Here is a 13,693-nt window from a genome sequence, read left to right on the forward strand (position 1 = left end):
ACCCCTGCTTAAGCAAGCAATAATTGGCAAGCGACGGCGGTTGAGGCACAGTAACAAGCTTCCATTGTAATAAAACCGAATATCCAGACATGCCGAACGATCCGCACGACTTCCAGGACATCCGCGACGCCATCCGCGACCTCTGCGCGCAATTTCCTCCCGAGTATTTCCGTAAAATAGACGAGGAACGCGGCTATCCGGAAGAATTCGTCAATACGCTCACGGAAGCCGGCTGGTTGGCCGCACTGATCCCGGAGGAATACGGCGGCTCGGGCCTGAGCTTGACGGCGGCCTCGGTGATCATGGAGGAAATCAACCGCAACGGCGGCAACTCCGGCGTCTGTCACGGTCAGATGTATAACATGGGCACGCTGTTGCGGCACGGCTCGCAGGAGCAGAAACAGCGCTACCTGCCCCGCATTGCCAGCGGCGAACTGCGCTTGCAGTCCATGGGCGTCACCGAGCCCACGACCGGCACGGACACTACCAAGATCAAGACGACCGCCGTACGCAAGGGCGACAGGTACGTCATCAACGGCCAGAAGGTTTGGATTTCCCGCATCCAACATTCGGACCTGATGATATTGCTCGCGCGTACCACGCCCCTGGATCAGGTGAAGAAGAAATCCCAAGGCATGTCGATTTTCATTGTCGATCTGCACCAGGCCATCGGTAACGGCCTGGATGTCCGCCCTATTCCGAACATGGTGAATCACGAGACCAACGAGCTGTTCTTCGAGAACCTGGAAATCCCTGCCGAGAATCTCATCGGCGAGGAAGGCATGGGGTTCAAGTACATCCTGGATGGCTTGAACGCCGAACGCACCTTGATCGCCGCGGAGTGCATAGGCGATGGCCATTGGTTCATCGACAAGGTGTCCGCCTATGTGAAGGAGCGCGTTGTCTTCGGACGGGCCATAGGCCAGAACCAAGGTGTACAGTTTCCGATTGCCCGCGCTCATATCAATGTCGAGGCGGCAAGCCTGATGCGCTTTGAAGCCTGCCGGCTTTTCGATGCCCATCAGCCCTGCGGCGCCCAGGCCAACATGGCCAAGCTGCTTGCGGCCGACGCCTCCTGGGAGGCCGCCAACGCCTGCCTGCAGTTCCACGGCGGGTTCGGTTTTGCCAACGAATATGACGTAGAAAGAAAATTCAGGGAAACCCGTCTATACCAGGTTGCTCCCATCTCGACCAACCTCATCCTGTCCTACGTTGCCGAGCATATTCTGGGTCTGCCGCGCTCGTTCTGAGCACTGCGGCCCCGCTTTCAAACCATAGCGAGTCTCAAGATCACCATGACCCATCCAAGCGCAGAACTTGCCGGCTTTGCCGCCGGCCTGACGTACGAGGATATCCCCGCGCATGTGGCGCGGCGCACCGAAGACCTGCTGCTCGACACGCTGGCCTCCGAACTGGCGGGATCCAGTGCCCGGCCAGTGCAGAGCATGGCCAAGCTGGCCGACACCATGGGGCCCGCCAGCGGGCCGTCCGAAAACCTGGTCACGCGCAAGACCACCAGCCCCCTGTTTGCGGCGCTGGTCAATGCCGCCGCTGCACATATGGTGGAACAGGACGATGTGCACAATGGCTCGGTTTTTCACCCGGCTGCCGTGGTGTTTCCCCCTGCCATCGCCACTGCGCAGGCGCTGGGCCGCTCCGGCAAGGAGTTGATCACCGCCTGTGTGGCCGGCTACGAAGTCGGGATACGCGTGGGCGAGTTCCTGGGCCGCTCGCACTACAAGGTGTTTCACACCACAGGCACGGCCGGCGCATTGGCGTCGGCTGCCGCGGTGGGCCGCCTGCTGGGCTTGGACGAAGAACAGATGCTCAATGCCTTTGGCTCTGCAGGCACCCAGGCAGCGGGCTTGTGGGAGTTCTTGCGCGACGCGGCGGATTCCAAGCAATTGCATACCGGCAAGGCTGCTGTCAACGGCATGATCGCCGCCTACCTGGCACAAGACGGCTTCACCGGAGCGCGGCATATTCTGGAAGGCCCACAGGGCATGGCCGCAGGCATGTCTACCGATGCCGATGTGCGCAAGCTCACGGATGGGCTGGGTACGCGCTGGACGGTGGTTGAATCTTCGTTCAAATTCCATGCATCGTGCCGCCACACGCATCCGGCGGCGGACGCCCTACTCAAACTGGTTCTGTCACGCGATCTCAAGGCGCAGGACATCGCCTCGGTAACCGCACATGTCCATCAAGGAGCCATCGATGTGCTGGGTCCGGTAGTCAATCCGACTTCGGTGCATCAATCCAAATTCTCGATGGGAACAGTGCTGGCCATGATCGCGCTGCATCGGCGCGCCGGGCTGCCTGAGTTCGACGCCGCCCTGGGCGATGCGCAGGTCGAGGCATTTCGGGACCGAGTCAGCATGGTATTGGACGACGAAGTGGATACTGCCTATCCAAACCGCTGGATAGGCAAGGTCACCGTACGCACGACGGATGGCCAGGAATACTTCGAGCGAGTCGATGAGCCCAAGGGCGATCCGGGTAATACGCTGTCACGCGAGGAAATCGAAACCAAGGCCTATGCCCTGGGAACATATCGCAACGCGGCAACGCATGAAGAGGTCGAGGCGCTGATACAGCGGGTATGGGCGCTGGCCGACGCGTCGTTGGTCGGCCCCTTTATCCAGTAATCTGCGCTTTCGTTAATCGTCCTCAGCCAGTGCGTCGCGCTGCAGCGCGATGAGAGACTGAATACCCTGCTGGGCAAGATCCAGCAGGGTATTCAAATCGGGCCGGCCAAATGTCTGTCCTTCGGCAGTTCCCTGCACTTCCACGAAATGGCCGGCCCCGGTCATGACGATGTTCATGTCCGCGCCGCAGCGCGAATCTTCGACGTAATCCAGATCCATCACCGGCATGCCTTCGTACAGCCCCACTGACACGGCGGCGACATGATCTTGTATCGGGTTGGCCGCAAGCACGCCCTCGCCCACCAGGCGACGCACGGCCAACGCTGCCGCAAGCCAGGCGCCGGTAATGCTGGCGCAGCGCGTGCCGCCATCGGCCTGAATGACGTCGCAATCCAGATGCAGCGTGCGCTCACCGAGCGCCTGCAGATCGAACACCGCCCGCAGGCTGCGGCCAATGAGACGCTGGATTTCTTGTGTACGCCCGCTTTGCTTGCCGCGAGCCGCCTCTCGGTCGGAGCGCGTATGTGTGGAGCGCGGCAACATGCCGTACTCGGCGGTAACCCAGCCCTGCCCTTTTCCTTTCAGGAACGGGGGCACTCTATCCAGTACGCTGGCATTACAGAGCACATGGGTATTGCCCGCTCGCATCAAGACCGAGCCTTCGGCGTAGCGGATATAGCCCGTTTCAATGGATACCTCGCGCAATTGTGCCGGCAGGCGACCAGAAGGGCGGGAGAATGATGAAATGGAATTGGAACTGGATGCGGACAAACGGCTACCTCATGTTGGCGGGATGAATGACACGCCATTTTCGCATGCCGTGCGCGCTGGCGCCTGCGCACCCGCGCGGCAGCCACCGCATACAATAGTGTTTTAACGACCAATCACATACGCCAATGATACGCAGCATGACCGCTTTCGGGAGCGCCCGGGCAGAATCCCAACATGGCAGCGTCGCGGTGGAATTCCGCAGCGTGAACAGCCGTTTTCTCGACGTCGGCTTCCGGCTGCCCGAAGACCTGCGCATGGCCGAGGGGCTTATCCGGGAGCAATTGGGCCAGTATGTGAAACGCGGCAAAATCGAGGTACGCATCAATTACACACGGCCGGATGCACGCGCAACGCCGGCGCTGGACCCGGAGGTCTTGACGCATACGGCGCGGGCGCTGGCGCTGGCGCGCGAACATATCCCTGACGCGGCGCCGCCCAGCCTGACGGAATTGCTGGCGGCCTCGCGCGGCGCCGACAGCACCGGGGGCTTTGATCCGGACATCTGGCTGCCTTTGTGCGAACAGGCCACGGTGGCAGCTCTGCGGGAGCTGCAGGCCGCGCGGGAACGCGAAGGCCAGCGCCTGGCCGACATGATGCTCGGCTGCGCCAGTACCGTAGCCGGCATCGTGGACGAAGTCTCACAAGCGCTGCCGGGCATACTCGCTGAACAGCAGCGCAAGATTGCGGATCGTCTGCGCGACGCCCTGCTTGCAGCCAGCCCCGACGGCTTTGCCCAGATCAGCGGCGAGGAACTGTCGGCGCGCATCGCCCAGGAAGCTTCGCTGTTCAGCCTGCGCATCGATGTCGCCGAAGAGCTATCCCGCCTGCAATCGCATATTGCCGAGCTGCGCCATCTTCTGGCGCCCGTACCACCAGATAAAGGCGAAGGGCAAATAGGCAAGCAGGGCGGCACCCGCAGCGGCAGCGCGGGCAAACGGCTGGACTTTCTCTTCCAGGAAATGAACCGGGAAGCCAACACATTGGGCTCCAAGGCCGGCGCACTGCTCATGACACGTGCCGCCATAGACCTGAAACTGCAAATAGAACAGATGCGCGAACAGGCTCAGAACATCGAATAATGCATCCCACCGCCCTTTTCATCCTGGGACATGCCGGCGTCGGCAAATCTCATCTCACCAGCCGCTTCGTGTGCCAGCAGCGCATGCAACAGCGCGCCTGGTGCGTGCTGGACAAGGACGTGGTCAGCGAGTGCTGGTCGGGCCCATTGTTGCAAGCGTTGGGCTTTGATCCCCATGATCGCGACAGCCCCGCGTTCAAGGCCCACGTGCGCGACCTGGGCTATCAAAGCACATTGCGCATCGCGCGCGACCAGCTTGAACTGGGACTGGATGTCATCCTGCCCGGCCCCTGGAACCGCGAGCTGGCAAGCGGTGCGCTTTTCGAATCCCGCGCCCTCGGCCTGCCGCCGCCCACGCAATTACGTCACGTGTGGATGGAGCTGCCGGCGCCGGTGCGCCGCCAGCGCATCATATTGCGCGGCGACCCCCGCGATCAATGGAAGCTGGCACATTGGGACGACTACATTGCGGCATTGCGCCAGCCGGATGCGGTTGTCCAGGGGACAATTCCGGTACTGGACGCAAGCCTGCCCCTGGATGCGCAATTGGCCATGCTGCAGGCGCTGGTGGCGTAGGCGATGGCGATGGCGATGGCGCCCTGAGCCTGTGCAAATGCGCAGGCCGCAATCGCCGGGCGGATCAGTCGGATCCCGTGCTGCGCGGCAAATCGCGGCGCGCCCTGCTTCGGCCTTTGCCTTGCGGCGCCGTGGGCCAGGCTGGCTGGGCTATCTGCGGGCCGCTTCGCGGGATGATATTGTCGCCGCCAACCTTGACAATGTCCGGCGCTTCTTCGTGCGTCCATTCGCGCCAGATCGCGACCAGCAACGCCATCAGAACCGGGCCAACGAACAGGCCGACCAGTCCCATGGTCTGCACGCCCCCCACCAAGCCGAAGAAGGTCGGTAGAAACGGCAGTTTGACGGGCCCGCCAACCAGCCGAGGACGCAGTGTCTTGTCGACCACGAAGAGTTCGAGCGTGCCCCAGCAGAATAGGCCAAGGCCTGCCATGGCGTGCCCCGAGCCCACCAGATAGAGGGACACAACGGTGAAAGACAAAGGTGCACCGCCTGGGACCAGCGCCATGAACCCAGTGATGACACCGAGCAGCACTGGCGAAGGCACCCCGGCGACGGCATACGCAATGCCCAGCACCACCCCCTCGCCCAGCGCGATGAGCCCCATACCGGTGACTGTGGAGTTGATGGTGGCGGGCACCACACGCGAAAACCGCTGCCAGCGGCCCGGCAGTATGTGCTCCCCCACCCGGTCAAGTTGAACGAGAAAGCGCGCGCCGTCTTTGTAGATGAAGAACAGCGTGATCAACATGAATATGACTGTCAGCAGCAGATGAAAAATATCGCCTGTGGCGGACAGGAGCATGCGATAGATATTGCCGAGGTGCTCGCCGCTGACAATTTCAACGAACTCGCCCAGGGCATGGGGTTCGCCAAGATAGGTGGCCCAGTATTTGGCCAGATGATCGCCAACGAGAGGCAAGGCGGGGATCCAGGGTGGCGTGGGCATGCCCTCCCGGTTGGCGGTGAGCGCCCAGCCGATGAAGCCACTTGCCTCCCGGATGGCGTAGGTCAGTGCCAGCGACAGAGGAACCACCAGCACAGCGATGACAATGAGCAGCGCGCAGGTGGCTGCCCAGGTATCGGAGCCTGCGCAGCGGCGCAGCAATCGCTGGTAGAGAGGCCAGCTGGCCAGGCAAATGATCAGCGCCGCCAGGACGGGAACAAGAAAGCCTCGCAGGAAATACAGCCCAACCAGCACCACCAACACGAGCAGCCAGCGAGCGATCAGGTTGGCAGGCAAGACGGGGTGCATATAAGGTTTCCGTATGGGACGAAATGAAACGGCTGATGTATCGCCGAAAAAACGACGATAGCACGGATTGCCGCTCATTATGAGCGTGTCCTTACCGGAATATCACCCATTGGCGGTTCATGCCGGCGCAGGCTGGGCAGAGGCATTCTCCCATCCGCCGCCCAGCGCCCGGATGAGGGCAACCGCTGCCTGCGCCCGCTCGCCGTTCAGGGCCACTGCCGCACGCTTTTGCTGCAATACCGCGCGATCGGCATCAATCACATCGAGATAGCCGGCATCGCCCGCGCGGTACTGAACGCGTGACAACTGTGCAGCCCGCTCGGCGGATGCCACCGCCTCATCCTGAACACCCGCCTGTTCCCCCAGAATACGCAGGCCCGACAAACCATCCTCCACTTCGCGAAAAGCAGTCAACACGGCCTGGCGATAGCGGGCCACATCCTCCTCGTAGCGCGCCTTTGCCTGGGCAAGACGGGCATCCCGCTGCCCGCCATCGAAAATGGGCAGGGACAATACCGTGCCAACCAGCGGCCCCAGAATGAAGCTGCGGCTGCTCCATTGCAGCAGATCGCCGATCTGGGAGGATTCGTAGCCGAAGGCGCCGGTCAGCGTCAGACGGGGAAAGAAAGCCGCCTTGGCCACGCCCACACGTGCGTTGGCCGCCGCCATGGCGCGCTCCGCCGCGGCGATGTCCGGCCGGCGTTCAAGCAGCGACGACGGCAGGCCCGCCGGAATGCTCAGCGTCACGCGATCCAGAGGAGCTGGCGCTGCCGCGAAGGACGCGGGGGGGCGGCCAAGCAGGATGGCGAGCGCATGCTCGGCGGCGGCTCGGCGCCGCTCAACCGCCAGAGACTGGGACTGCGCCGACGCGTACTCGGTGCGCGCGCGTGCCAGATCCAGCTCGCTGATCGCGCCGGCATCGAAACGCCGCTGCACCAGGTCCAGTGTCTGGCGTCGCAGCGCTACCGTATCGCGAAACAGCGCAGCCTCGGCATCAAGACGACGTATCAGAAAATGCGCCTGGGCCACATCGGCCTGCAACGCCAGGCGCACAGACTGAAACAAGGCCGCACTCTGCTGCGCATCGGCAGTTGCGGCATCGACCGCCGCCGACACGCGCCCAAACAAATCCGCCTCATAGGAAACGGTAGTCTGCGCACGCCACAGCGTGGAAGGCGGATTATGGGCGTCTTCATCCAGCCCTTGCGAGGCGTTGGACGCTCGCTGGCGGGTCGGACCAAAGCCCGCGTCCACAGTGGGATAACGCGCAGACTCCACATCACGCTGCATGGCGCGGGCCTGTGCCAGCCTCGCGGCGGCGGCCTTCAAATTCTGGTTGGCGGACATGGCCTGTTCTTCCAGCCTGTTCAGCGCCTCGTCGCCAAAGACCAGCCACCACTGCCCCCGCGACATGGCTTCCGCCGGCTGCGCCGCCTTCCAGCGCCGCGCGGCTTCCGGAGACAACGACGCCTCCTTGAAAGCCGCCGGCACGTCGACAGCCGGGCGCTTGTATTCAGGCGTCACTGCGCAGCCGGCAAGCACCAGCATCAGCAAGCCCGATGTCAATAGCAATCGGCTCACCCGCATCCGCAGCAACGCCGGGTAATAAAGCTTCGTCATGAAAAATCCTGTATTTGAGAAGTATGTGCCGATCCACCTGTTGGAGGCTCATCGCCCCGTACGCTGCCCTGCGATGACCGGCGCACCATGCGCTGCGCGAGCGTGCGAAGCAGAACGTAGAACACGGGTGTGAGGAAAAGCCCGAATAGCGTCACGCCCAGCATGCCGAAGAAAACCGCCACCCCCATGTCGTGGCGCATTTCGGAGCCTGCCCCGCTGGACAGCACCAATGGCACCACGCCGGCAATGAAGGCGATGGATGTCATAAGGATGGGGCGCAAGCGCAATCGGCTCGCCTCGATGGCCGCCGCGACGATGGAACGCCCTTCCCGCTCCAGCTCACGTGCGAACTCGACGATGAGAATGGCGTTCTTGCAAGCCAGTCCCACCAGCACCATCAAACCGATCTGGGTGAATATATTGTTGTCGCCGCGCGTCAGCCACACGCCGCCAAGCGCTGCCAATATACCCATGGGCACGATCAGAATAACGGCCAGGGGTAGAGTCAGACTCTCGTAAAGGGCCGCGAGCACGAGGAATACCAAGAGCACGCTAATGGGAAAAACCCAGATGCCCGCATTGCCGGCCAGAATCTGCTGGTAGGTGAGATCGGTCCACTCGAACTTGATGCCGCGCGGCAGCACCTTCTGGGCGATGCGCTCGGCGGCCGCCTGTGCCTGGTCTGAGGAATAGCCTGGCGCCGGCCCGCTGTTGATGTCGGCGGCTGTAAAGCCGTTGTAGCGCACGACCATTTCGGGTCCGAACCCGGGCGAAACATGCACCAGCGAGGAAAGCGGCACCATATCGCCGTCGCGATTGCGCGTCTTGAGCTGCAGGATATCCTCTGGTTGTGCGCGATACGGCGCATCGGCTTGCGCGCGAACCTGGTACACGCGTCCGAAGCGATTGAAATCATTCACATAAAGCGAGCCCAGATATATCTGCATGGTCTCGAATACATTGTTGATGGGTACGCCCAATTGCTTCGCTTTGACACGATCAAGGTCGACGTCCAACTGTGGAACGTTGATCTGATAGCTTGAGAAGGCCTGGCCCAGTTCGGGCGCCTTGGCCGCCTCGGCCAGGAATGCCTTGGTCACGGCGTCTAGTTGCTCATAGCCGAGCGCACCGCGATCCTCGAGCTGCAGCTTGAATCCGCCCACCGTGCCCAAGCCCATGACGGGAGGCGGCGGAAACACCGCAATATAGGCTCCCTTGATCTGCGCATAACGGGCATTGAGCGCGGCGGCTATCTGGCTGGCAGACAGTTCGGGCTTATCGCGGGTGTCAAAGTCATCCAGCGTGACAAAGACAATGCCTGCACTCGAGCTATTGGTAAAGCCGTTGATCGACAGGCCAGGAAAGGACACTGCGCTTTCCACGCCAGGCTGCTCCAGCGCTATCTGCCCCATTTCACGTATAACCTGCTCTGTCCGGTCCAGCGACGCGCCGCTGGGCAATTGCGCAAAGCTGATCAGGTACTGCTTGTCCTGGGCAGGCACGAAACCGCCCGGCACGATCCATGCAACGCCTGCCGTCATGGCAAGCAGGACGATATAGACGCCCATGGAGGATGCTTTGCGGCGGATAACGCCCGCAACGCCAGTACCGTATCTGTCGGAAGCTCTGCCAAAAAAGCGGTTGAAGCGCCTGAAGAAGCCACCCAGCACGCGATTCATGACACGGGTCAGCCAATCGGGCCTGGCATCATGGCCTTTAAGCAGCAACGCCGCCAGAGCGGGCGAAAGCGTCAGTGAATTGAAGGCCGAAATAACCGTGGAAATGGAAATGGTGACGGCGAACTGTTTGAAGAACTGACCGCTCAGGCCGGTCATGAAGGCCAGCGGCACGAAAACCGCCACCAGGGTAAGCGCGATGGCAATAATCGGCCCGCTGACTTCACGCATGGCGCGGTAGCTCGCTTCGCGCGGGCTGTGTCCGGCCTCTATGTTGCGCTCGACGTTTTCTACCACCACGATGGCGTCATCGACGACAATGCCTATGGCCAGCACCAGGCCAAACAGCGACAATGCATTGATGGTGTAACCGAAAAGCAGCATCAGCGAGAAGGTGCCGACAATGGAAACAGGCACGGCCAACAGTGGAATGATGGACGCGCGCCATGTCTGCAGGAACACGATAACGACGATGACGACCAATAAAATGGCCTCCAGCAGCGTTTCGATCACGGCCTTGATACTGGAGCGCACAAACTGCGTTGGATCATAAACAATGCGGCTCTCCACAGAAGGCGGAAAATCCGCGGACAGCTCCTTCATGACCGCACGCACCTGATCGGACACCGCCAGCGCGTTCGCGCCAGGCGACTGCATGATGCCCATGGCCACCGCCGGCTGGTTATCGAGCAGGGAACGTAGGCCGTATTCCGATGCCGCTAGTTCAACGCGCGCCACATCGCCAAGACGTGTCACTCCACCGTCGGGCGATGTCTTCAGAATAATGTCGGAAAACTCCTGCGCGGAATGCAGCCGTCCGCGCGCGTTGACGGAAAACTGCATGGCCACATCGGGAGCGTTGGGCGAGGCACCGATGACGCCGGCCGCCACCTGCACATTCTGTTCACGAATCGCGGCTACGGCATCGCTGGCCGTCAAGCCGCGCTGCGCCATTTTGGCTGGATCCAGCCACACGCGCATGGCATAGTCTCCCGCCCCCCACAACTGCACCTCGCCGACGCCGGGAATGCGCGCCAGCCTGTCCTTGACATTGAGCACCGCGTAGTTGCGCAGATAGGTCGCATCGTAACGGTCGTCAGGCGATACAAGATGCACCACCATGGTCAGTGTTGGCGAGGTCTTTACCGTGGTCACGCCCAGACGCTGCACATCCTCCGGCAAACGAGGCAATGCCTGCGCCACCCGGTTCTGCACCAGCTGCTGCGCTTTGTCCGGATCCATGCCGAGGCGGAAATTCACCGTAATGACAAGATTGCCGTCGCTATTCGCCTGCGACTGCATGTACAGCATGTTCTCGACGCCGTTGATGGCTTCTTCCAGGGGAGCCGCCACAGTCTCGGCAATTACTTTGGGATTTGCTCCCGGATACTGCGCGCGCACGACGACCGACGGCGGCACCACCTCCGGATACTCGGAGATAGGCAGCTGGAACACGGCCAGCAAGCCAGCCAGCAGAATGACGACGGACAGAACCCCGGCAAAGATGGGCCTGTCGATAAAAAATCTGGAGATATTCATGGATGTCCAAAATCAGGAGGAAGACACGGCCTGCTCGGCGCGCGCCTGCGGGGGAAGCGGGCTGCCGTCTGCCATCACCAGATGGGACTGCACCGGATCGCCCGGCCTCACGCGCTGCAGGCCATTGACGACGATGCGCTCGCCCGCATCCAGGCCCGCCAGGATGATGCGCGCGCCGTCCTGGCTCGCACCCAGCGTCACACGCCGATAAGCGGTTTTTCCATCCTTTCCGACGACCAGGACAAAACGCCTGTCCTGATCGGTTCCGATGGCCTTTTCATTGATCAGCACGGCCGGGCGCGGCTCACCACTGCCAAGGCGTATGCGGGCGTATAAGCCCGGCAGCAGCGCACCGTCGGCGTTGTCGAATACCGCCCGCACCCGTATCGTCCCCGAGGCGGGATCAAGCCGATTGTCGACAAACGCGACGTACCCTTTTCGGGGATAGCCATCGCCGTCCCCCAACCCCATATACACGGGCAGATTGGACACGGACGCCTTCATCGCGCGGCCGGCCCGCGGCACTGCGCCTTGCGCTGCACCACCCATATTGCGGGCGCGGCTCAGAAACTGCAGATAGCTTTGCTCGTCGACTTCGAATGAAGCGTACATCCGGTCCACCGATACCAGTGTGGTCAGCACAGGCGCTGCGGATCCCGCTTGCACCACATTGCCTTCGGTCACCTCGGCGCGTGAGATGCGCCCTGAAATGGGCGCGCGCACCTGTGTGTGCAGCAGATCCAGTTGCGCAGCCTGCAGTGCCGCCTTGGCTGCCTCCTCTTCGGCAATGGCCATTTTTGCGGCATTTCGCTTCTGCTCGACATCGCGCCGGGCAATGGCATTGCCCTGCAGTAAACGCTTGCCGCGCTTGAGTTCGGATGCGGTATAGGCGGCACTGGCCTTGGCGCCCGCAAGCCTCGCGCTGGCCTGATCCACCGCCGCCTGGTAGGGGCGAGGATCAATGGTGAAAAGCACGTCGCCTTCGTGCACCAGGCTACCATCCTCGAAATGCACACGCGTAATCGTGCCGGATACCAGCGGACGGATCCGGACCTGGTCCACCGCCTCCAGGCGGCCCGAGTAAGCATGCCAGTCGATAACAGGACGGCTCTGCACCACGGCAACGTCGACAGTGGCCGCCTGGGGCGCGGGCGCAGCCAGGGCCTTGCCGCCGTCATGCGCGCGATACACAATAGTCGCGGCGACCGCCGTCAGCGCAAAGACAACAGGCAGGGTGTAGCGTTTATGCAGCCATAGCATAAGCAAATCCTTTAATGGGGAAATATCAAGCGGCAATGCGCGCAGACAGATCTGCTTGCACATTACGAATCGGAAATAGCTGTTCGCAGCCAGGAAGTGCAGGTATTATTCTTTTTTTGATAAATCTGATAAATACTAATTTTTCGAGAACACTATTTGTTCAGCTTGAACAATTTGGAGAAACCATGGATCGCTTCCAGGCCATGCAAGTCTTTACCCGGGTTGTCGAGGCCAACAGCTTCACACTGGCGGCCGACAGCCTGGGCCTGCCCCGCTCCACCGTCACGACCACCATCCAGAACCTGGAGCGCAACCTCCAAGTACGTCTGCTAAACCGCACCACGCGCCGGCTGAGCCTCACCCCGGACGGTGCGTCGTACTATGAGCGCTGCGTGCGCATTCTGGCCGATGTAGAAGAGGCCGAGGCCTCTTTTCGAGATGTCACCCGCGGGCCGCAGGGCCGCCTGCGCATCGATGTTCCCTCCTCCATGGGGCGATTGATTCTTGTGCCCGCGCTGTGCGAATTTCACAACAAGTATCCGGACATCGAACTCGCCCTGGGCATGGGAGACCGGCCGGTGAATCTGGTACAAGAGGCGGTCGACTGTGTGATTCGGGTCGGCGAGCTCGAAGACTCTTCGCTGGTAGCCAAGCGCATCGGCACCTTCGAAATGGTGAATTGCGCCGCCCCCGCTTATATAGAGCGATGGGGTGAGCCCTCCAGCATCGCTGATCTGGCCAATCACCGCGCCGTGCATTATTTCTCCTCTCGCACAGGCCGCATCATCGACTGGTCTTTCCTGGTCAACGGCAAGGAAGTGAGCGTCCCGCTCAAAGGCAGCATTTCAGTGAACGAAAGCGAGGCTTATGTCACTTGCGGGCTAAAGGGCTTTGGCCTGATACAGCCGTCGCGCTACATGGTTGCGCGCTATCTCGCGTCCGGCGAATTGAAGGAAGTGCTCGCCGACCAACAGACGCCGTCCCTCCCTATTTCCGTCGTCTATCAGCACAACAGGCATCTTTCGCCCAAAGTAAGAGTATTTGTCGATTGGGTGGCCGAACTGTTTCAGCGCTGTCCGCTTCTTAGTGGTCAGCGTTGCAGCGACTTCGACAGCGAATGCAACTTTGCCGGCCAAGGCAAGCACGACATGCACGACACGCTCAGCAAGGTGCTGCGCCGCGAGCCCATGGAGGAAGGCGTGTACTGAAAAATCAAGAGAACGCGTGGGCGACCTAGCCCACAAATGCTTCGATTTGATGTTCAATACAC

9 protein-coding genes and 1 pseudogene are annotated in these 13,693 nt (G+C 61.5%); 5 read left to right on the forward strand and 5 right to left on the reverse strand.

Features of this window, described 5'->3' with window-relative positions; translation table 11 throughout:
• Window positions 1–89 precede the first annotated feature (89 nt).
• Both ERD78_RS07990 and ERD78_RS07995 read left to right on the forward strand, forming a co-directional pair.
• Window positions 90–1,250 (forward strand): acyl-CoA dehydrogenase family protein, encoded by a 1,161-nt coding sequence (locus ERD78_RS07990; RefSeq protein WP_129968743.1) that lies wholly within the window; start codon window positions 90–92, stop codon window positions 1,248–1,250.
• Between the two features lie 45 nt (window positions 1,251–1,295).
• Complete coding sequence (locus ERD78_RS07995) at window positions 1,296–2,648, forward strand: MmgE/PrpD family protein (RefSeq protein WP_129968744.1); 1,353 nt, start codon at window positions 1,296–1,298, stop codon at window positions 2,646–2,648.
• Window positions 2,649–2,660: 12 nt separating this feature from the next.
• Here the strand turns inward: ERD78_RS07995 and rph are convergent, their stop codons facing one another.
• Window positions 2,661–3,419: a ribonuclease PH gene (rph, locus tag ERD78_RS08000; RefSeq protein ID WP_129968745.1), complete on the reverse strand. Its 759-nt coding sequence runs from the start codon at window positions 3,417–3,419 to the stop codon at window positions 2,661–2,663.
• Between the two features lie 125 nt (window positions 3,420–3,544).
• Here rph and ERD78_RS08005 point away from each other — a divergent pair, with 125 nt between their 5' ends.
• The gene (locus ERD78_RS08005; protein WP_129968746.1) at window positions 3,545–4,498 is read left to right on the forward strand and encodes a YicC/YloC family endoribonuclease; all 954 of its coding nucleotides are present in this window, start codon (window positions 3,545–3,547) and stop codon (window positions 4,496–4,498) included.
• Window positions 4,498–5,073 carry a P-loop nucleotide/nucleoside kinase family protein gene (locus tag ERD78_RS08010; protein ID WP_129968747.1) on the forward strand — a complete coding sequence of 192 codons (576 nt, stop codon included), beginning with the start codon at window positions 4,498–4,500 and terminating at the stop codon, window positions 5,071–5,073. Before ERD78_RS08005 ends, ERD78_RS08010 begins: the two co-directional genes overlap by 1 nt.
• A gap of 223 nt (window positions 5,074–5,296) precedes the next feature.
• On the opposite strand, the pseudogene ERD78_RS08015 reads toward ERD78_RS08010, so the two are convergent.
• From ERD78_RS08015 to ERD78_RS08030, 4 genes and pseudogenes are all read right to left on the reverse strand, one after another.
• A pseudogene (locus tag ERD78_RS08015) lies at window positions 5,297–6,328 on the reverse strand (AI-2E family transporter); the annotation flags it as partial.
• A gap of 117 nt (window positions 6,329–6,445) precedes the next feature.
• Window positions 6,446–7,915, reverse strand: coding sequence for an efflux transporter outer membrane subunit (locus ERD78_RS08020; RefSeq protein ID WP_129969103.1), 1,470 nt, complete (start codon window positions 7,913–7,915; stop codon window positions 6,446–6,448).
• A gap of 29 nt (window positions 7,916–7,944) precedes the next feature.
• Window positions 7,945–11,163: an efflux RND transporter permease subunit gene (locus tag ERD78_RS08025; RefSeq protein WP_129968749.1), complete on the reverse strand. Its 3,219-nt coding sequence runs from the start codon at window positions 11,161–11,163 to the stop codon at window positions 7,945–7,947.
• 12 nt (window positions 11,164–11,175) lie between these two features.
• A complete protein-coding gene (locus ERD78_RS08030) occupies window positions 11,176–12,423 on the reverse strand; it encodes an efflux RND transporter periplasmic adaptor subunit (protein ID WP_129968750.1) in 1,248 nt (415 codons plus the stop codon).
• Window positions 12,424–12,608: 185 nt separating this feature from the next.
• On the opposite strand from ERD78_RS08030, the gene ERD78_RS08035 reads away from it, so the two are divergent.
• Window positions 12,609–13,631 carry a LysR family transcriptional regulator gene (locus tag ERD78_RS08035; RefSeq protein WP_129968751.1) on the forward strand — a complete coding sequence of 341 codons (1,023 nt, stop codon included), beginning with the start codon at window positions 12,609–12,611 and terminating at the stop codon, window positions 13,629–13,631.
• Window positions 13,632–13,693 lie beyond the last annotated feature (62 nt).

Source organism: Allopusillimonas soli (genome assembly GCF_004153445.1).
Lineage (GTDB): Bacteria > Pseudomonadota > Gammaproteobacteria > Burkholderiales > Burkholderiaceae_B > Allopusillimonas > Allopusillimonas soli.